Annotated in this window: 13 protein-coding genes and 2 pseudogenes; 5 read left to right on the top strand and 10 right to left on the bottom strand. The window is 65.7% G+C overall.

The window, feature by feature from the left end; genetic code table 11:
* Nucleotides 1-22: 22 nt before the first annotated feature.
* The 3 genes and pseudogenes from AzCIB_RS23120 to AzCIB_RS24780 all read right to left on the bottom strand — a co-directional run.
* Nucleotides 23-583, bottom strand: a complete 561-nt coding sequence (locus AzCIB_RS23120; protein WP_050418051.1) for a phasin family protein — start codon at nucleotides 581-583, stop codon at nucleotides 23-25.
* Nucleotides 584-748: 165 nt separating this feature from the next.
* Entirely contained in the window at nucleotides 749-922 is a 174-nt protein-coding gene (locus AzCIB_RS24785; RefSeq protein ID WP_232299469.1) for a hypothetical protein, read from the bottom strand.
* A 61-nt stretch (nucleotides 923-983) separates the two neighbouring features.
* Nucleotides 984-1370, bottom strand: a pseudogene (locus tag AzCIB_RS24780) (esterase/lipase family protein); the annotation flags it as partial.
* A gap of 130 nt (nucleotides 1371-1500) precedes the next feature.
* On the opposite strand from AzCIB_RS24780, the gene AzCIB_RS23110 reads away from it, so the two are divergent.
* Nucleotides 1501-1872: a thiol-disulfide oxidoreductase DCC family protein gene (locus AzCIB_RS23110; protein ID WP_050418050.1), complete on the top strand. Its 372-nt coding sequence runs from the start codon at nucleotides 1501-1503 to the stop codon at nucleotides 1870-1872.
* 224 nt (nucleotides 1873-2096) lie between these two features.
* Here AzCIB_RS23110 and AzCIB_RS23105 read toward each other — a convergent pair whose 3' ends face one another.
* On the bottom strand, nucleotides 2097-5069 hold the full coding sequence (locus AzCIB_RS23105; RefSeq protein WP_050418049.1) for a calcium-binding protein: 2973 nt from the start codon (nucleotides 5067-5069) through the stop codon (nucleotides 2097-2099).
* Between the two features lie 430 nt (nucleotides 5070-5499).
* Between AzCIB_RS23105 and AzCIB_RS25105 the strand changes: the two are divergent.
* Nucleotides 5500-5637: pseudogene (locus AzCIB_RS25105) on the top strand (IS5/IS1182 family transposase); the annotation flags it as partial.
* A gap of 120 nt (nucleotides 5638-5757) precedes the next feature.
* Here AzCIB_RS25105 and AzCIB_RS23100 read toward each other — a convergent pair.
* The 6 genes from AzCIB_RS23100 to AzCIB_RS23075 all read right to left on the bottom strand — a co-directional run bounded on the left by AzCIB_RS23100 (nucleotide 5758) and on the right by AzCIB_RS23075 (nucleotide 13380).
* On the bottom strand, nucleotides 5758-6339 hold the full coding sequence (locus tag AzCIB_RS23100; protein WP_050418048.1) for a hemerythrin domain-containing protein: 582 nt from the start codon (nucleotides 6337-6339) through the stop codon (nucleotides 5758-5760).
* 46 nt (nucleotides 6340-6385) lie between these two features.
* Nucleotides 6386-7594, bottom strand: coding sequence for a 3-oxoadipyl-CoA thiolase (gene pcaF / locus AzCIB_RS23095; protein ID WP_050418047.1), 1209 nt, complete (start codon nucleotides 7592-7594; stop codon nucleotides 6386-6388).
* 210 nt (nucleotides 7595-7804) lie between these two features.
* Nucleotides 7805-9049 (bottom strand): benzoyl-CoA 2,3-epoxidase subunit BoxA, encoded by a 1245-nt coding sequence (gene boxA / locus AzCIB_RS23090; protein WP_050418046.1) that lies wholly within the window; start codon nucleotides 9047-9049, stop codon nucleotides 7805-7807.
* 250 nt (nucleotides 9050-9299) lie between these two features.
* On the bottom strand, nucleotides 9300-10721 hold the full coding sequence (gene boxB / locus AzCIB_RS23085) for a benzoyl-CoA 2,3-epoxidase subunit BoxB (protein ID WP_050418045.1): 1422 nt from the start codon (nucleotides 10719-10721) through the stop codon (nucleotides 9300-9302).
* Nucleotides 10722-10779: 58 nt separating this feature from the next.
* Nucleotides 10780-12447, bottom strand: coding sequence for a 2,3-epoxybenzoyl-CoA dihydrolase (gene boxC, locus AzCIB_RS23080; RefSeq protein WP_050418044.1), 1668 nt, complete (start codon nucleotides 12445-12447; stop codon nucleotides 10780-10782).
* A 30-nt stretch (nucleotides 12448-12477) separates the two neighbouring features.
* On the bottom strand, nucleotides 12478-13380 hold the full coding sequence (locus AzCIB_RS23075; RefSeq protein WP_050418043.1) for a helix-turn-helix transcriptional regulator: 903 nt from the start codon (nucleotides 13378-13380) through the stop codon (nucleotides 12478-12480).
* Between the two features lie 328 nt (nucleotides 13381-13708).
* Here AzCIB_RS23075 and AzCIB_RS23070 point away from each other — a divergent pair, with 328 nt between their 5' ends.
* The 3 genes from AzCIB_RS23070 (at nucleotide 13709) to AzCIB_RS23060 (ending at nucleotide 17614) form a co-directional block, all read left to right on the top strand.
* The gene (locus tag AzCIB_RS23070) at nucleotides 13709-15286 is read left to right on the top strand and encodes a 3,4-dehydroadipyl-CoA semialdehyde dehydrogenase (protein WP_050418042.1); all 1578 of its coding nucleotides are present in this window, start codon (nucleotides 13709-13711) and stop codon (nucleotides 15284-15286) included.
* A 66-nt stretch (nucleotides 15287-15352) separates the two neighbouring features.
* Nucleotides 15353-15820, top strand: a complete 468-nt coding sequence (locus tag AzCIB_RS23065) for a DUF4863 family protein (RefSeq protein ID WP_050418041.1) — start codon at nucleotides 15353-15355, stop codon at nucleotides 15818-15820.
* Nucleotides 15821-16024: 204 nt separating this feature from the next.
* Nucleotides 16025-17614 carry a benzoate-CoA ligase family protein gene (locus AzCIB_RS23060; protein ID WP_050418040.1) on the top strand — a complete coding sequence of 530 codons (1590 nt, stop codon included), beginning with the start codon at nucleotides 16025-16027 and terminating at the stop codon, nucleotides 17612-17614.
* Nucleotides 17615-17709: the final 95 nt, after the last annotated feature.

The following is a 17709-nucleotide window of genomic DNA, read 5'->3' as shown; positions in this document are numbered from 1 at the left end:
GGGGCTCGGGCCCCGCGGAGGATCAGGCCGACTTCTTGGCCTTGGTCGTGGCCGGCGTGCTCACCGCATCGACGGCGGCGCGGGTGGTCGCCGCGACGTTGGCTTCGGTGAATTGGATGACCTTGCGGGTCGCCTTGTTCACGGTGTCGTAGGCCGAGTTGGCGGCGGCGATTGCCGACTGTACCGCGGCAACGGCCGTTTCGGAGCCGACCGGGGCGGATTTGGCGGCCTTTTCGAGCGCGACGCCGATGGCCTTGTTCACTTCCGCGTACTGGGTTTCGTAGGGCGCGGCGGCCTCTTCGATGCCTTGGGCGAGGATCTCGTAGCTGCTGCGGAACCAGGCCATCGTCTTCTCGGCGGTCGGGCGGACCAGCGCTGCGGACACGGTCACCAGTTCGTTCGGGGTCTTCACGGACAGCAGCGCATGCACGGTCGCGATGCCGTCTTCGAGGGCGCTGCGGCCGGCGTTGATATTCAGTGCAGCGAGGCGCTCGAAGGTGGCGAAGCTGCTGCGGGTGGAGGCTTCAACGGCGGCAAAGGCGTTCTTCGAGGCGCTGGCGAAAGTTTCGGTCGTGGCGTTCATGGTATTTCTCCTGTTGGGGCGGGGGTCATCGTCTGCTGGCCCACTGCTGCCGGCAGGTTTTGTTGCATTGCACAATTCCATTGTATCGGGTTGGGAACTCCCGTCAAGAACTATTTTGTGCGGTGCAGCAAAAATCCGCGAGCGAACGCCGGACGGGCGCTCAGTTCAGGGCTGGATGCCTTGTCCGCCGTGGCTTTCCTCCGCATCGTGGGCGAACTCGCCGGTGTGCAGGAAGGCTGCGACCTGATCCGCGCAGCGTGCGGACAGGAGCATTTCCATGTGGCTCACATGCAGCGTGATGGCGTCGCGCGCGCCGGCGACGCGGGTCTCCTCGACCATCACGATGCCGTCGTGGGGCCGCGGCAGCCCGACCAGGGCGCCGGCGAGCCCGAGCGGCCGGCTGCCCGAGATGACGCCGATCTCGACGCCAGGCAGCTCCGGTCGCGGGCGGGAGCCAGTCGCGCATCGAATGCCCGATGAGGGCGGAAATGCCGGGAACGTGCTGCAGCCCGGTCGCGCTGCGCGATGCGGCCCAGGGCGGGCCCATGAGGACGCAGCGGCGTACGCGCGGATCAGGATGGCGGGCGAGCGCGTTGGCGATGACGATGCCGCCCAGGCTGTGGCCGACGAGGTGGATGCGGTCGGCCTGCAGGTCGGCAAGGAAGCGCGACAAGGCGTCCGCGTTGGCGAGGAGGCCGTGCCGCACCGAAGGGTAGGACCACGCGTGCGTGAGGAAGCCGCTGCGTTCGAGGCGGCGACGCAGGAGGCCGAACACGAGCCCGTGCATCCACAGGCCGTGTACGAGCACGACGGTTTCGGTGGCAGGGTTCATGCCGGAGGACTGTAGCCGATATTGCCCCCGGCACGAAGGGCGCGGAGGGGCGGTCAAACCTGCGTGGAGGTCATGGAGCGAGGCGATGGCGGAGCGGGAAGAACGGATCACCGTCTATTACGATGGCGCGTGCCCGCGCTGCGTGCGCGACCGTGCGCAGTACGAGCGGCTGGCGGGCGAGGCGGGCGCGGACACCTGCTGGGTGGACATCACCGGGCGCGACGCGGAACTGCACGCACTGGGCATAGACCCCGGCGCCGCGCTGCGCGAACTGCACGTGCGCGATGACGCAGGCCGCGTGCGGCGCGAGCTGGATGCGTACATCCTGCTGATGGCGCGCGTGCCGCTGCTGCGCCCGTTGGCCTGGCTGATCGGCCTGCCGGGGCTGCGGCCGCTGTTGTCGCGCTGGTATCGTGCGAGCGTGCTGCGGCGCCTGCGCGCGGAGCGCCGGCTGTGAGCACCCCATGCGGCCGTTATGCGGCCCGCAATTTTCATCGTTCCAGCTCTCGATGTCACGTTGGAAGTCGGCAATCAACTGCTCAGGGGTCGTGAAAATATAGACACTCGGGCGTTTTCGCCAAACAAAAAAATAGACGCACCGGAAACATATCCCGGCGCGTCTGGGGTAACGATTGTCGGACTGCCGGCAGGGGTTGAACTCCCCGCCAGCTCCGGACGACGTCAGCTGACGAGGAAGTCCGATGCGGACAGCGACGGGGTCCCCGACAGCGTAGCGAACTGCACCGCCTGGCCGGCGCCGTTGGCGTCCTGATCGTAGTACAGCGCGCCGGTCGTGCTGTTGTAGATCAGGTAATCATTGGCGTCGGCTGCGGCAGTGACGCCGGCGCCACCGATGAACCAACCTGAATTCAGCGCACCCGTCGTGGTCAGCGACGTGAAGATCGCATTCTCCAGCTGGATGTCGTCTACTCCAGCCGCGAAGTCGGTAATGGTGTCGAGGTTCGTGCTGGCATTGAGCGCGGTATCGAACCGGAAGATGTCATTACCGGCGCCACCAGTCAGCACGTTGTTGCCGGCATTACCGGCCAGCGTGTTCGCCAAGGTGTTGCCGATGCCGTCTACGTTGCCGGTCCCAGTCAGCGTCAGGTTCTCGACGTTGGCGGCCAGGGTATGGCTGACGGTGCTGATCACGGTGTCGGTGCCCTGGTTCGCGCTCTCGATCACCATGTCGCCCGCGTTGTCCACGTGGTAGGTGTCGTTGCCCGATCCGCCGGACATCGTATCGGCGCCGGCGCCACCGTTGAGCGTGTCGTAGGTGAAGTAGCCATTCGTCGTCAGCACGTTGTCGAGATCGTTGCCTGTTCCGGAGTAGCTTCCGAAGCTGTTTCCGGTGATCGTCAGGTTCTCGACGTTCGCACCGAGGGTGTAGCTGACGCTGCTGAGGACGGTGTCGGTTCCGCCGCCCACCGCTTCGACAATGGTGTTGCTGGAGTTGTTGATGACGTAGGTGTTGTCCAGCGCGTTGCCGGTGCCGACCAGGCCCGTTCCGACCAGCGTCAGCTTCTCGACGTTCGCATCCAGCGTGTAATTGACGCTGCTGACGACCATGTCGGTTCCGCCGCCCGCCGCTTCGACAATGGAGTTGCCGATGTCGTTGATGGCGTAGGTGTTGTCGAGCGCGTTGCCCGTGCCGATCAGGCCCGTTCCGACCAGCGTCAGGTTCTCGACGTTTGCGGCCAGCGTATGGCTGATGGTACTGATCACGGTGTCGGTGCCTTGGCCGGCACCCTCGATCACCGTGTCGCCCGTGTTGTCCACGTGGTAGGTGTCGTTGCCCGATCCGCCGGACATCGTATCGGCGCCGGCGCCACCGTTGAGCGTGTCGTAGGTGAAGTAGCCATTCGTCGTCAGCACGTTGTCGAGATCGTTGCCTGTTCCGGAGTAGCTTCCGAAGCTGTTTCCGGTGATCGTCAGGTTCTCGACGTTCGCACCGAGGGTGTAGCTGACGCTGCTGAGGACGGTGTCGGTTCCGCCGCCCACCGCTTCGACAATGGTGTTGCTGGAGTTGTTGATGACGTAGGTGTTGTCCAGCGCGTTGCCGGTGCCGACCAGGCCCGTTCCGACCAGCGTCAGCTTCTCGACGTTCGCATCCAGCGTGTAATTGACGCTGCTGACGACCATGTCGGTTCCGCCGCCCGCCGCTTCGACAATGGAGTTGCCGATGTCGTTGATGGCGTAGGTGTTGTCGAGCGCGTTGCCCGTGCCGATCAGGCCCGTTCCGACCAGCGTCAGGTTCTCGACGTTTGCGGCCAGCGTATGGCTGATGGTACTGATCACGGTGTCGGTGCCTTGGCCGGCACCCTCGATCACCGTGTCGCCCGTGTTGTCCACGTGGTAGGTGTCGTTGCCCGATCCGCCGGACATCGTATCGGCGCCGGCGCCACCGTTGAGCGTGTCGTAGGTGAAGTAGCCATTCGTCGTCAGCACGTTGTCGAGATCGTTGCCTGTTCCGGAGTAGCTTCCGAAGCTGTTTCCGGTGATCGTCAGGTTCTCGACGTTCGCACCGAGGGTGTAGCTGACGCTGCTGAGGACGGTGTCGGTTCCGCCGCCCACCGCTTCGACAATGGTGTTGCTGGAGTTGTTGATGACGTAGGTGTTGTCCAGCGCGTTGCCGGTGCCGACCAGGCCCGTTCCGACCAGCGTCAGCTTCTCGACGTTCGCATCCAGCGTGTAATTGACGCTGCTGACGACCATGTCGGTTCCGCCGCCCGCCGCTTCGACAATGGAGTTGCCGATGTCGTTGATGGCGTAGGTGTTGTCGAGCGCGTTGCCCGTGCCGATCAGGCCCGTTCCGACCAGCGTCAGGTTCTCGACGTTTGCGGCCAGCGTATGGCTGATGGTACTGATCACGGTGTCGGTGCCTTGGCCGGCACCCTCGATCACCGTGTCGCCCGTGTTGTCCACGTGGTAGGTGTCGTTGCCCGATCCGCCGGACATGGTGTCGGCGCCGGCGCCACCGTTGAGCGTGTCGTAGGTGAAGTAGCCATTCGTCGTCAGCACGTTGTCGAGATCGTTGCCGGTTCCGGAGAAGCTTCCAAAGCTGTTTCCGGTGATCGTCAGGTTCTCGACGTTCGCACCGAGGGTGTAGCTCGTGGCAGCCTGGATCGTGTCGGTGCCCTCGCCGGCGTTCTCGATGACGACATCGCCGACGTTGTCGACCACGTAGGTATCGTCACCGTCACCGCCAACCATCGTGTCGGCGCCTGCCAGGCCGTTCAGAGTGTTGTTGCCGTCGTTGCCGTAAAGCTCATTGGCCAGTGCGTTGCCGGTACCGGAGAGGTTGCCGGTTCCCATCAGCACGAGGTTCTCGACGTTGCTGCCGAGCGTGTAGCTGACGCTGCTTTGAACGGTATCGGTTCCTTCGCCTGCGAGTTCGGTGACGATGTCGGTCGTGCCGTCGACGACATAGATGTCGTTTCCGGAGCCGCCTGCCATCGTGTCGCTTCCCGTGCCTCCGTCGAGGTAGTCGTTGCCGGCACCACCGCTGAGTGAGTCGCTGCCGGATTCACCAAACAACAGGTCATTGCCGTCGCCACCATTGAGGAGGTCGTTGCCCTGGCGGCCATAGAGCTGGTCGTCGCCAATGCCGCCGGTGAGGGTGTCGTTCTTCTTGGATCCGTTCCGAATTGCCATGGATTTATTTTCCCGTATTTACAAACAGTTAAATGTGCTGTTCGTCCGATGCGACGTTTTTTATGCTATTCGTTCTTGTCGCTGCAAGGCGGCTGATGTTACGCACAAGGGATATCAATGACAACGAAATTTCCAGATGGCGTATGCGATATGCACAAGCTAACGCATGCCGTCGGAGCTATCGCTGCGCGATCAGGTTTGCTGCGCTACACACCAGTCAGCGGGTAAGCGGTAACGGACGCTAATGCCCTTGGGAAAATTTTTCCGAGGATTGGCGCTGACTGTGGTCGTGGTCTGGTTTGTGCGGTGCGGACTACCGCGATGGCTGCGGACTATCCGGCAGATCGGCACGGACCACGATTCGTGGCGAAAATCGTGGTGTGCGCCTTAGGGAACTGCTGATTTATTCGCCTGGCTCCGCCCGGTGGCGGCATGCTACGACTGCCAGGCGATCCGCGCCTTCGCCGGCATCGATCTGGCGCGAGAGGCGGCGCCGGCCGCGAACACGCTGTTTAAGTTTCCCGAACCGCATCGCCTTGGGCAGAAAGGTGCCAAAGAGCTGAAAAACTCTTCACTGGCTCACGCGTTGAAACCGATTTGTTCAGCGATTCCTGCGTTCACACATGGGGATGGGGTGCGGGGAGGGCGGGAGTTCGTCCCGCCTTGTGCCGGGGGAACGGCGAGGGCGTTACTGCGCCTTGCCGACTCCGATTGGCGCCGGGGTGAGGCTGAGGATGCGCTGGTACAACGTCTCGGCCTCGTCCTTGGGCTTGATGCCGAAGAGCGGGTTGTCGTTCTCGCGGAAGGCGGTGGCGATCTCGGTCCAGTCTTCCGCGGTGAGCACGCGTTCGGCGATGGGGATCAGGGCGTCTTCCTCGGTGCGCAGGTGGTCCCATTCGAACTCGGCATAGCGTTCGGCCGTGTCGTAGAAGGCTTCGCCGGCCTTGGCGTCGCCGCCCTGGAAGGCGACGAGCTGCTTCTTGAGGTCCTCGACCATCGGGTAGCCCAGCGTGTGCTCGCGTTCGAGGCGGCCGATGAGGCCGTCGGCTTCGCGCGTGCGCCGCTGCACGGCGGCGAACAGGTACTTGTCCTCCTTCGGGTGGTGCCAGCGGTCGGGGTAGGACACGATGTAGTCGAGGATTGCGCGCAGCAGCGGGAAGTTGGGCGCTTCGCCCTTGCGCATGCCCTTGACGAGGTAGCGCAGCGAGTAGAGCACCGCGCTGATTGCGAGGTGCTCGTCGCGGATGATCTGGACGGCTTCCGGTTTCACGTTCGTCTCTCTCTCCGGTGCAGCATGTTGTTGTGAGGCCGGTCTTTCACACGCGCTCGAAGGCGAGCGCGATGCCCTGGCCGACGCCGATGCACATGGTCGCGAGGCCGAAGCGGCCGCCGGTGGTCTCGAGCTGGTTGAGTGCGGTGGTGACGAGGCGCGCGCCGGAGGCCCCGAGCGGATGGCCGATCGCGATGGCGCCGCCGTTCGGGTTCACATGCTCGCCGTCGTCGGGCAGGCCCAGCTGGCGCAGCACCGCGAGGCCCTGCGCGGCGAAGGCTTCGTTGAGCTCGATGGTGTCGAATTCGCCGATGTTCATGCCCAGGCGCGCGAGGAGTTTCTGCGTCGCCGGTGCGGGGCCGATGCCCATGATGCGCGGCGACACGCCCGCGGCGGCGGTGCCGAGGATGCGCGCGCGCGGGGTGAGGCCGTGGCGGCGCATGGCGTCTTCGGAGGCGAGCAGCAGCGCGCAGGCGCCGTCGTTGACGCCGGAGGCGTTGCCGGCGGTGACGCTGCCGTCCGGGCGCACGACGCCCTTGAGCTTCGCCAGCGCTTCGAGCGTGGTGTCGGGGCGCGGGTGCTCGTCGGCGCTGAAGATCAGCGGATCGCCTTTCTTGCGCGGGACCTCGACCGGCAGGATCTCGCGCGCGAAGAAGCCGCGCTCGTTTGCGGCGGCCCAGCGCTGCTGGCTGCGTAGCGCGAAGGCGTCCTGGTCGGCGCGCGAGACGCCGAATTCCTGCGCGACGTTCTCGGCGGTCTCGGGCATCGAGTCGATGCCGTACTGCGCCTTCATCAGCGGGTTCACGAAGCGCCAGCCGATGGTCGTGTCCTCGATCTTCGCGCTGCGCGAGAAGGCGCTGTCGGCCTTGCCCAGCACGAAAGGCGCGCGGCTCATGCTTTCGACGCCGCCGGCGATCATCAGCTCGGTCTCGCCCGAGGCGATCGCGCGCGCCGCCATGCCCAGCGTGTCGAGACTCGAGCCGCACAGGCGGTTGACGGTGGTGCCGGGCACTTCGACCGGCAGCCCGGCGAGCAGCGCGGCCATGCGCGCGACGTTGCGGTTGTCCTCGCCGGCCTGGTTGGCGCAGCCGTAGATGACGTCATCTACGGCGGTCCAGTCGACGGCGGCGTTGCGCGCGACGAGCGCGCGGATCGGCAGCGCGGCGAGATCGTCGGCGCGCATGGACGAGAGGGTGCCGGCGTAGCGGCCGAAGGGGGTGCGGATGGCGTCGCAGATGTAGACGGGGCGGGGCATGTCGGGGGGTCTCCTCTCTTTATGTCAGGGCGCGCCTCTTTGGGCGGGCGTGCCGCGCGCCATTGTGGGGCAAAACGGGCCGGCGGCGTCAGGCGCCACGCTTTGCGTAGGGCGGAAAAGCGAAGCGCCTTCCGCCGAATGTTGCCGGCTCCGCACACCTTGGGACCGACGCATGCGGCGGAAGGCGCCTACGGCTTTTCCGCCCTACTATTAATAGGTCTCTACGTGGAATCTGGCCTTCGCGAGCAGCTGCGGGCGCAGTGCGTCCCAGTCGGCGCCGTTCGCGCGGCAGATGTCGCGGAAGGCTTCCAGGACGCCGGCTTCCATGCCCTTGAGGCCGCAGATGTAAATGTAGCAGTTGTCGTCCTGCAGCATCTTGAACACCTTGTCGGCGCGCTCGCGGATCGCGTCCTGCACGTAGCGCTTGGGCTCGCCGGGCACGCGCGAGAAGGCGAAGCTGATGTCGATGAAGTCCTTCGGCAGCTTCTGCAGCGGGCCGAAGTAGGGCAGTTCGGCGGGGGCGCGCGCGCCGAAGAAGAGCATCAGCTCGCCGCCTTCCTTGCGGTCCATGCGGCGGCGGCGGCGTTCGGTCATCGCGCGCATCGGCGCCGAGCCGGTGCCGGTGCAGATCATCATGATCGACGAGCCGGGGTGGTTGGGCATCAGGTAGGTCGAGCCGTAGGGGCCGGTGACCTGCACCTTGTCGCCTTTCTTGAGGTCGCACACGTAGTTCGACGCGACGCCGCGGGTCGGATTGCCTTCGTGGTCCTCGACGACGCGCTTCACCGTCAGCGACAGGTTGTTGTAGTGCGGACGCTCGCCGTCGCGCGGACTGGCGACCGAGTACATGCGCAGCAGGTGCGGCTTGCCCCTGTCGTCGGTGCCGGGCGGGATGATGCCGATCGACTGGCCTTCGAGCACCGGGAAGGGGGTCGTGCCGAAGTCGAGCACGATGTGGTGGATGTCGCTGGAGGCATCCTCGGCGGTGAGGCGGTAGTTGCCGGTGACCGTCGCGGTGACCGGGGCGGCCGGCGAGTAGATATTGACGTAGGGGTGCGACGCGGACCACGGCGCCATCGCCGGGCCGCCCTGGCCGGCGGTGGCGACTTCGGTGATCTGCTGGACCTCGGCCGGCAGTTCGACCGCGCCCATCACCGTCGCTTCGAGCTGGTCGAGTTCGGTGGTGTCGGGCAGGTAGTCCCAGGAATACTGGTCGGCGAGGCTGTGCGGCGCGGCCTTGTCGACGTTGCGCCACGAGTCGATCGCGCCCGTCGGACAGGGCGAGATGCAGGCCAGGCAGCCGTTGCAGGTTTCGAACTTGACGACGTAGTTGCGGCTGTCGTGGGTGATCGCATCGACCGGGCAGATCTCTTCGCAGGTGTTGCAGCGGATGCAGATCTCGGGGTCGATGAGGTGTTGCCTGGCGAGGTTGGCGTGCTCTGCGGGCGCGTTCATGGTTGTCTCTCTCCACGGGTGATGCGTGATGCGGCGAACTCGGCTCCCTCTCCTTCAAGGGGGCGGAGGCGGGGTTTCGCGGAGCATAGCTCCGTGCCGCCGGAGCGGCGGAGCGAAGCGACGACTCCCGGGTTGGGGTGGGGATGGGTTTCCGTCGAGCTTGCGCGGACTTGGTCGACCGCCGGCACCGAAACCCATCCCCCTCCTGACCTCCCCCTTGAAGGGGGAGGAACCTTCTAATTGCCGCGTCTCAATTAAACCGCACGTACTCGAAGTTCACCGGCTGGTTGTTGATGCCGCGGCCCGGCGCGGCGATCCAGTTGGCGAACTTGCCCGGCTCGATGCACTGACCCATCAGCGAATGCACGTACAGGCGGTCGCTTTCGGTCGGCAGCCAGTTGCTGTGCTGGTGCGTCCATTCGGCTTCCGACAGGATACGGCCGTCGGGGCTGACATGCACATCGGCGAACATGCCGATGCGGCGGTGGAAGCCCTTGTGCGGCAGCGTGAAGCGGAAGCCGAAGCCGAACTTGGCCGGGATGCGGTTCCAGCGGTCGACGCCGGCCTGCACGTCGGTGATCCAGTCGTCGCGCAGGCGCTCGTTCAGCGCGGACAGCGCCGCGACCTTGCGGGTCCCGATCGTGTCGCTGGCGACGTCCATGACCTCGTATTCCGAGTTCTGCAGCGTGTGGTCGTCGTCGATCTTCTCTTCCTCGAAGCGGCCCTTGAGACCGTTCGTGTAGTAGGTCGCGGCGTTCGACGAGATTTCGGCGCCGTACAGGTCGCTGGTGACGCTGTAGTGGAAGTTGAGGTACTTCTGCAGCGTCGGCAGATCGATGACGCCGGCGGCGCGCAGCTTCGCGGGATCGTCGGTGCCCAGTTCCTTCATCACTTCGCAGGTGCGCTGGATCACGCGGGCGATGCCCGATTCGCCGACGAAGAGGTGGTGCGCTTCCTCGGTGAGCATGAACTTGCAGGTACGGGCGAGCGGGTCGAACGCCGATTCGGCGAGCGAGGCGAGCTGGTACTTGCCGTCACGGTCGGTGATGAACGTGAACATGAAGAACGAGAGCCAGTCCGGGGTCTTCTCGTTGAACGCGGTGAGGATGCGGGGGTTGTCCGCGTCGCCCGAACGGCGCTCGAGCAGGGCCTCGCCTTCCTCGCGGCCGTCGCGGCCGAAGTGCGCGTGCAGCAGGTAGACCATCGCCCACAGGTGGCGGCCTTCCTCGACGTTCACCTGGAACAGGTTGCGCAGGTCGTACAGCGACGGGGCGGTGAGGCCGAGGTGGCGCTGCTGTTCGACGGATGCCGGCTCGGTGTCGCCCTGGGTGACGATGATGCGGCGCAGCGTCGAGCGGTATTCGCCCGGCACTTCCTGCCACACGTCCTGACCCTTGTGCTCGCCGAAGCTGATCTTCTTCTGACCTTCCTGCGGCGCGAGGAAGATGCCCCAGCGGTAGTCGTGCATCTTGACGTAGCCGAAGTCGGCCCAGCCCTTGGGATCGACGCTGACGGCGGTGCGCAGGTACACGTCGTAGTTGGTCGAGTTTTCCGGACCCATGTCGTCCCACCAGTTCAGGAAGGACGGCTGCCACTGTTCGAGAGCGCGCTGCAGCGTCTTGTTCTCGTTGAGGTTGACGTTGTTCGGGATGCGTTCGCTGTAGTTGATCATCTCTGTACTCCTCCGGGGTGTCTTCTATCTATCTATCTATCTATGCGGTGCGTTGCGCTTACACGCGGTTCCAGTCGAACTGCGCCTTCTTGCCGGAGCCGAAGAGCTTCAGCGCGCCGTTCTCGCCGACCGCGTTGGGGCGGTTGAAGATCCAGTTCTGCCAGGCCGACAGGCGGCCGAAGATGCGCGTGTTCATCGTCTCGACGGGGCCGAAGCGCAGGTTGGCCTCGAGGCCGGTGAGTGCGTCGGGCGACAGCGCGGCGCGTTCCTCGATGGCGATGCGCACTTCGTCGGCCCAGTCGAGGTCGTCCGGGATCGCGGTGACGAGGCCCAGCTCCAGCGCCTCGGCGGGCGACAGCAGGCTGCCTTCCTTGGCCGTGACGGCGGCGATCGGGCCTTCTTCCTGGTAGAAGCGGGCGGCGATGCGCGGCAGGCCATTCACCATCGGCAGCGGGCCGAAGTTCATCGCCGACAGGCCGATGCGGTTGGCCGCATCAGCGGCGTCGCGCATGTAAGTACGGTCGGCGGCGAGCGCGATTTCCAGCAGCGTGCCGGCGAAGCACGAGCCCGGCTCGATCAGCGCGTACAGGCTGCGCGACGAGACGTCGATGCGGGCGAGGGTACGGCGCAGCATGCCGAGCGTTTCACGCACGAACCAGTTGTCCTGGTTGGCGACGATGGTCGCATCCATGTCGAGCACGACCTGCGCGTCGCCCGTCGTGCGTAGCTGCCACAGGCCGACGTCGAGGTGGTTGGTGCGCAGGTTCAGGATCGCGTCGTCGAGTTCGCGCGCCATCTGCAGCGGCCACCACTTGATGCCCTGGGCTTCGATCTCGGCGGCGGTCTTCGCCGTGACGGCGGAGGGGGCGCGGACGGTCAGCGTCACGGTGCGGCCGTCGGCGTCGATCGTCGCATCGACGAATTCGTAGTGGTAGCCCGTCGCGTCGGTGGTGCGCTCGAGGCGGGCGAGCTGCACGCCCTTGGCGCCGGCCGGACGATCGGACGTCTTGGCGAGTTCCTTGGCACGGTTGGCGATGTGTTCGGCGAACTGCTGCTGCTTGACGACGTCGTCGACCAGGCGCCAGTCCTTGGCGCGGTTGCCGCGCACGCCTTCGGAGATGGTGCAGAAGATGTCGGCGTGGTCGCGGCGCACGCGGCGCTTGTCGGTGACGCGGGTCAGGCCGCCGGTGCCGGGCAGCACGCCGAGCAGCGGCACTTCGGGCAGCGACACCGAGGAGTTGCGGTCATCGACCAGCACGATCTCGTCGCAGGCGAGCGCCAGCTCGTAGCCGCCGCCGGCGGTGGTGCCGTTGCACGCGGCGAGGAACTTGAGGCCGGAGTACTGGCTGGAGTCCTCGATGCCGTTACGCGTCTCGTTGGTGAATTTGCAGAAGTTCACCTTCCACGCGTGGGTCGACAGGCCCAGCATGTAGATGTTGGCGCCGGAGCAGAAGATCTTCGGCTTGCCCGAGGTGACGACGACGGTGCGCACTTCGGGGTGCTCGAAGCGGACGCGCTGCAGGGCATCGTGAAGCTCGATGTCCACGCCCAGGTCGTAGGAGTTGAGCTTGAGCTTGTAGCCCGGGCGGATGCCCCCGTCCTCGTCGATGTTGAGCGTCAGCGTGGCGATCTCACCATCGGTCGCGAGCGACCAGTGACGGTACTTCGACGGTTCGGTACGGTAATCGACCAGCTCTCCGACCGGCTTGTTCGCGACTGCTTCCATGGTTGTCTCCTCTCTCTCTGTGTATGAGGCTCAGCCCAGTACGAGCTGGCGTAACTTGATGAAACTCTGGTCCACCGTCTCGCCCGTGGTGTCGAGTACGGTGTCTGCCTTGGCGTAGAGGGGCAGGCGCGCTTCGAGGATGCGCTTGAGGTCCTCCATCGCCTCGTCGTTGCCCGCCATCGGCCGCAGGTCGCCCTGGGCCATCACGCGGGCCATGTGTTCTTCCGGCTGCGCCTTGACCCACACGGTCATGCACTGCGACAGCAGCATTTCGAAGCTTTCCGGCTGCGACACGACACCGCCGCCAACCGAGATCACCGCGCGCGGGTTGTCGCGCAGCACGCGCTCCAGCGTGCGCTTCTCGATGCGGCGGTAACCCGACTGGCCGTACAGCGAGAAAATCTCGCGCCCCGGGATGCCGGTTTCCTTCTCGATCTCGCGGTCGAGCTCGATGAAGGGCATCGTTTCTTCCTGCGCGAGGCGCTTGCCCAGCGTCGACTTGCCGGCGCCGCGCAGGCCGATCAGCGCGATGCGCTTGCGGCGCACAGCTTCCTCGTGGCCGAAGTCGCGCATCAGGCGGAACACGACTTCTTCCAGGCGATGCTGCGGCAGGCGCTCGAGGAACCGGCGGATCAGGCGCTTCTCGACGGTATCTTCGGTTTCCGGCGCAAGCAGCTCGATCAGCGGGACGTTGAGTGCGCGGGCAATGTTGTGCAGCAGGACGATGGACACGTTGCCGTCGCCGCCTTCGAGGTGGGCGAGGTGGCGTTCCGACACGCCGGCTTCGCGGGCCACGAGCTTTCTCGTCATGCCACGGCGGTCGCGGATTTCGCGGACGCGCCTGCCGAGCGCCGGCAGGATATTGCTCTCGACGGCCTGGTCGGCTGTCTGGAGCGCTTCCTGCTGCGGTTCGGTGGTGGGTTCGAGGCTCATCTGGGTTCCTTTCTTGCAGCGAACTGCATCGGTTGAGTTGAACAATAGTGCAGCAAGATCGACACGTCAACACCTAAAGTGCAGTTTTATTTGTGTTGCACTGCACTAATTTGCAGTTTTCATCCAGTATAGGACGGCGGTTGCTGTGATGCTGTGTCAAAAACTGCATCTTTACATGGCTTGCTAGAAACAAAGTGGAAGTAAAGTGCTTGACGAGGAATTTCGCGCGTGTATTCTATCTCCACCCGTTGCGCCCTGGGCGCGACGCCAGAACATCAGTCATCCGGCGCAAGACCGCGATGCCTCAACAGAGAGAGGAGACAATCAGGTGAAGCTGGCCAATTACGTATACGGGCAATGGATCGAAGGTGCGGGCGCCGGCACGGCGCTGAACGATCCCGTCACCGGTGAGGAGCTGGTGCGGGTGTCGTCGGACGGTATCGACGTCGCACAGGCACTGGAGTTCGCCCGCACGGCAGGCGGCGCTGCACTGAAGGCCCTTACCTACGAGGAGCGTGCGGCGAAGCTGGCGGCGATCGCCGAGCTGCTGACGGCCAAACGTGCAGAATATTTCGACATCTCGCTGCGCAACTCCGGTGCGACCGAAGGCGACGCGGCTTTCGATGTCGATGGCGCCATCTTCACCCTCAAGAGCTACGCCCGTGCCGGCAAGGCGCTGGGCGCCGCGCGCCACCTGAAGGAAGGCAGCCGCGTGCCGCTGGCGAAGACCGATGTCTTCCAGGGTCAGCACTTCCTGATGCCGCTGACCGGCGCCGCCGTGTTCATCAACGCGTTCAACTTCCCGGCCTGGGGGCTGTGGGAGAAGGCCGCGCCGGCGCTGCTCGCGGGTGTGCCGGTGTTCGCCAAGCCGGCGACGCCCACCGCGTGGCTCGCCCAGCGCATGGTCGCCGACGTCGTCGAGGCGGGCATCCTGCCGCCGGGCGCGATCTCCATCGTGTGCGGATCGGCGCGCGACCTGCTCGACCACGTCACCGAATGCGACGTCGTGTCCTTCACCGGTTCGGCCGACACGGCCGCGCGCATGCGCACGCATCCAAACGTCGTCGCGCGCTCGGTGCGGATCAACATCGAGGCCGACAGCGTGAACTCGGCGATCCTCGGCCCGGATGCGCAGCCCGGCACGGCCGAGTTCGATCTCGCGGTCAAGGAGATCGTGCGCGAGATGACGATCAAAACCGGTCAGAAATGCACCGCGATCCGCCGCATCCTTGCGCCGGCCGGAACCTCGCGTGCGCTCGCCGATGCGGTCTCCGGCAAGCTCGCCGGCTGCAAGGTCGGCGATCCGCGCAGCGACGGCGTGCGCGTCGGCCCCCTGGTGAGCAAGGCGCAGCAGGCCGCGGCCTTCGAGGGCCTGGCGAAGCTGCGGCAGGAATGCGAAGTCGTGTTCGGCGGCGATCCGGAATTCGAGCCGGTCGGTGCCGATGCCGCGGTGTCCGCCTTCGTGCAGCCGACGCTGCTCTTCTGCGACAAGGGTCTTGCCGCGCGCTTCGTCCATGACGTCGAGGTCTTCGGCCCGGTCGCGACCATCGTGCCCTATGTCGGCACCGCGGACGCCATCGCGATCGCGCGGCGCGGCCATGGCTCGCTCGTCGCGTCGGTGTATTCCGGCGACGCGGCCTTCCTCGGCGAACTCGTGCCGGCGATCGCCGACCTGCACGGCCGCGTGATGGTCGTCGATGCCGCGGTCGGCGCGAACCACACCGGCCACGGCAACGTGATGCCCACCTGCCTGCACGGCGGCCCCGGGCGCGCCGGCGGCGGCGAGGAGCTGGGCGGCCTGCGCGCGCTGGCGATGTACCACCGCCGCTGCGTCGTGCAGGGTGGCCCGGCCGTGCTCGACGCCCTGTCGCGTGACGCAGTCGACGCCGCACTGCTCGGTGCATGAACTATAAAACCTATACGCATCCCGCCCCCTGACCCCAACCCCCAGTTCCGACGGAGAGATGGAGACATGACGCCAGACCAGTTCCAGGCGCTGATCGCGAAGGTGACCGGCGAGATCGCCGGCCGCCCGCTCGACGGCCAGCTCGCCGACTTCCTCAACGAACGCTTCCCCGCAACCGGCGCCGAGTTCCAGTCCATCGCCAAGGCGTGCAGCGATGCGGTCGCCGCCGGCTGGATGTGCGAACGCGAGCACGGCGGCATCAAATTCGGCCGCGTCATCAAGCCGACCGAGGCGATCCACGGCTTCAGCGTCGACGTCGTCGAGATGCAGGACCTCGTCGGCCCGCAGCACGCCCACCCCAACGGCGAGATCGACATGATCATGCCGCTCGAAGGCGACGCGAAGTTCGACGGCCACGGCGCCGGCTGGTTCGTATACGGCCCGGGCAGCGTGCACCGGCCGACGGTGAGCGACGGCCGCGCCTATGTGCTGTACCTGCTGCCGCAGGGCGCGATCGAGTTTACGAAATCGTAGGGCGGATGAGCCGAAGGCGTTATCCGCCGTATGCAATATGAGTGGTGCGACGGCAAGCATTCGGCGGAAGGCGCTTCGCTTTTCCGCCCTACGTCCGACACCAGACGTCGTGTGGGCGATGACGGCCACAGAGTAAATGACGCCGGCACCAAGACCGGCACGGAATACCCCCGGCATCAGCCGGAAGAACGGAGGAGAGAAGGAATGACCACGCTCAGCGCAGTGGACCACAGCACCAGTCCGCCGACCATCACCCTGCCGCGCCAGTACAACGCTGCGGACGACCTCATCGGCCGCAACCTCGACGCCGGCCGCGGCAGCAAGATCGCCTACATCGACGACCTCGGCCGCTACAGCTTCGACGAACTGGCGGCGCGCGTGAATCGCTTCGCCAACGCGCTCGGCAGTCTCGGCATCACGCGCGAGCAGCGCATCCTGATGTGCGTGCATGACACGATCGACTTCCCGACCGTGTTCCTCGGCGCGATCAAGGCGGGCGTCGTGCCGATCGCCGTCAATACGCTGCTGACGCAGTCCGACTACGAATACATGCTCACCGACAGCCGCGCGCGCATCGCCGTCGTGTCGGCTCCGCTGTACGACACCTTCGCGCCGCTGCTGGGCAAGGTCGAGTCGCTCGAGCGCATCGTCGTCGCCGGCAGCGAGGGAGCCGATTCGGTCGCGGGGCTCATGGCGAATGCCTCCGACAGGTTCGAGGCGGTTGCGACGACCTGCGACGATCCGTGCTTCTGGCTGTATTCGTCCGGCTCGACCGGCGCGCCCAAGGGCACGGTGCACCTGCATTCCAGCCTGATCCACACCGCGGAACTGTACGCGAAGCCCATCCTCGGCATCCGCGAAGACGACGTCGTGTACTCCGCGGCCAAGCTCTTCTTCGCTTACGGGCTGGGCAACGGCCTGACTTTCCCGCTGGCGGTCGGCGCGACCGCGGTGCTGATGGCCGAGCGCCCCACGCCCGCCGCCGCCTTCAAGCGCCTGCGCGAGCACAGGCCGACCATCTTCTATGGCGTGCCGACGCTGTACGCGTCGATGCTGGCGGACGCCGACTGTCCGACGCGCGACGAGCTCGCGATCCGCATGTGCACCTCGGCCGGCGAAGCGCTGCCGGAGGAGATCGGGCTGCGCTGGACCGAGCGCTTCGGCGTCGAGATCCTGGACGGCATCGGCTCGACCGAGATGCTGCACATCTTCCTGTCGAACCGCCCCGGCGACGTCCATTACGGCACCACCGGCAAGCCGGTGCCAGGCTACCAGGTGCGTCTGATCGACGACGACGGCAATGTCGTCGAAGGCCCCGACGAGCCGGGCGAGCTGCAGATCTCCGGCCCGACCAGCGCGGTGATGTACTGGAACAACCGCGAGAAGACGCGCGCCACTTTCCAGGGACCGTGGACGCGCAGCGGCGACAAATATTCGCGCAACGCCGACGGCTACTACGTCTATGCGGGGCGCAACGACGACATGCTCAAGGTCTCCGGCATCTACGTGTCGCCGATCGAGGTCGAGTCCTGCCTGATCCAGCATCCGGCGATCCTCGAGGCGGCGGTGGTCGGCCACGAGGACGAGGAACGCCTGATCAAGCCCAAGGCCTTCATCGTGCTGAAGCCCGGATTCAACCGCTCAGAGCAGCTCGCCGCCGAGATCAAGGCGCACGTGAAGGCGCATCTCGCGCCGTACAAGTACCCACGCTGGATGGAGTTCGTCGACGAGCTGCCGAAGACGGCGACGGGCAAGATCCAGCGGTTCAAGCTGCGTGCCATGGCAGGAAAGTAGGGCGGAAAAGCCGAAGGCGCCTTCCGCCGCATGGGCGGATTTGGAACAGCCTCGGGCGTAATGCATACGGCGGAAGGCGCTTCGCTTTTCCGCCC

The organism is Azoarcus sp. CIB (assembly GCF_001190925.1).
Taxonomy (GTDB): Bacteria; Pseudomonadota; Gammaproteobacteria; order Burkholderiales; family Rhodocyclaceae; genus Aromatoleum.
This window is presented reverse-complemented; position numbering and strand designations above follow the sequence as displayed.

Excerpts from the sequence above, each read along its gene's own strand:
- AzCIB_RS23120 (WP_050418051.1), bottom strand. The coding sequence starts at position 583 with ATGAACGCCACGACCGAAACTTTCGCCAGCGCCTCGAAGAACGCCTTT.
- AzCIB_RS23065 (WP_050418041.1), top strand. The coding sequence starts at position 15,353 with ATGACGCCAGACCAGTTCCAGGCGCTGATCGCGAAGGTGACCGGCGAG.
- AzCIB_RS24785 (WP_232299469.1), bottom strand. The coding sequence starts at position 922 with ATGGTCGAGGAGACCCGCGTCGCCGGCGCGCGCGACGCCATCACGCTG.
- pcaF (WP_050418047.1), bottom strand. The coding sequence starts at position 7,594 with ATGCCCCGCCCCGTCTACATCTGCGACGCCATCCGCACCCCCTTCGGC.
- boxC (WP_050418044.1), bottom strand. The coding sequence starts at position 12,447 with ATGGAAGCAGTCGCGAACAAGCCGGTCGGAGAGCTGGTCGATTACCGT.
- AzCIB_RS23110 (WP_050418050.1), top strand. The coding sequence starts at position 1,501 with ATGGCGGAGCGGGAAGAACGGATCACCGTCTATTACGATGGCGCGTGC.
- boxB (WP_050418045.1), bottom strand. The coding sequence starts at position 10,721 with ATGATCAACTACAGCGAACGCATCCCGAACAACGTCAACCTCAACGAG.
- boxA (WP_050418046.1), bottom strand. The coding sequence starts at position 9,049 with ATGAACGCGCCCGCAGAGCACGCCAACCTCGCCAGGCAACACCTCATC.
- AzCIB_RS23075 (WP_050418043.1), bottom strand. The coding sequence starts at position 13,380 with ATGAGCCTCGAACCCACCACCGAACCGCAGCAGGAAGCGCTCCAGACA.
- AzCIB_RS23060 (WP_050418040.1), top strand. The coding sequence starts at position 16,025 with ATGACCACGCTCAGCGCAGTGGACCACAGCACCAGTCCGCCGACCATC.
- AzCIB_RS23105 (WP_050418049.1), bottom strand. The coding sequence starts at position 5,069 with ATGGCAATTCGGAACGGATCCAAGAAGAACGACACCCTCACCGGCGGC.